The following is a 533-nucleotide window of genomic DNA, read 5'->3' on the forward strand; positions in this document are numbered from 1 at the left end:
GGCTACCGCGAACTGTCCGGACGCGAGGTCGAGGTGCTGCGCCTGGTCGCCGAGGGCCAGTCGAACAAGGCGATCGGCGTGTCCATGGGCCTGTCCGCCCTCACCGTGAAGAGCCACCTCGCCCGCATCGCCCGCAAGCTGGGCACCGGCGACCGGGCCGGCATGGTCGCCGTCGCCCTGCGCACCGGAATCATCCACTGACCCGTCCGCCACTCCCCTCCCCACCGACCCCTTCCGGAGAACGGCCGTTTCACTCCTCTGAACCGGCGATTTCACCGGGCTGACTGGTTTACGACCCCTCGGTGCCCGTCGACGGAACGTTCCGGCGACGGGTGCTGTCCACGCATGGATACCCTTGACAGGTGACCGACGCCCAAGACACCGCAGCAGACAGCACCCGGCGCAGCAATGGAGACACGTCTCCCGACGACGCCGGATCTTCTGTGACGGAGGCGCCGACACCCCTTCTCGAACCCCGCGAGGGCATTCCGCCCGTGGTCGCCGACGAGGCGGCGCTCGCCGAGGTGGTCGCC

1 protein-coding gene and 1 pseudogene are annotated in these 533 nt (G+C 69.4%); both read left to right on the plus strand.

Annotation, left to right across the window (positions count from 1 at the left end; all coding sequences use genetic code 11):
- Positions 1-201: response regulator transcription factor (locus CCN72_RS37630; protein ID WP_143664369.1), on the plus strand; the 201-nt coding region annotated here is incomplete at its 5' end.
- 161 nt (positions 202-362) lie between these two features.
- Positions 363-533, plus strand: a pseudogene (locus tag CCN72_RS41290) (ribonuclease D); the annotation flags it as partial.

The sequence above is a fragment of the Streptomyces murinus genome (assembly GCF_002154555.1).
Taxonomy (GTDB): Bacteria; Actinomycetota; Actinomycetes; order Streptomycetales; family Streptomycetaceae; genus Streptomyces; species Streptomyces murinus.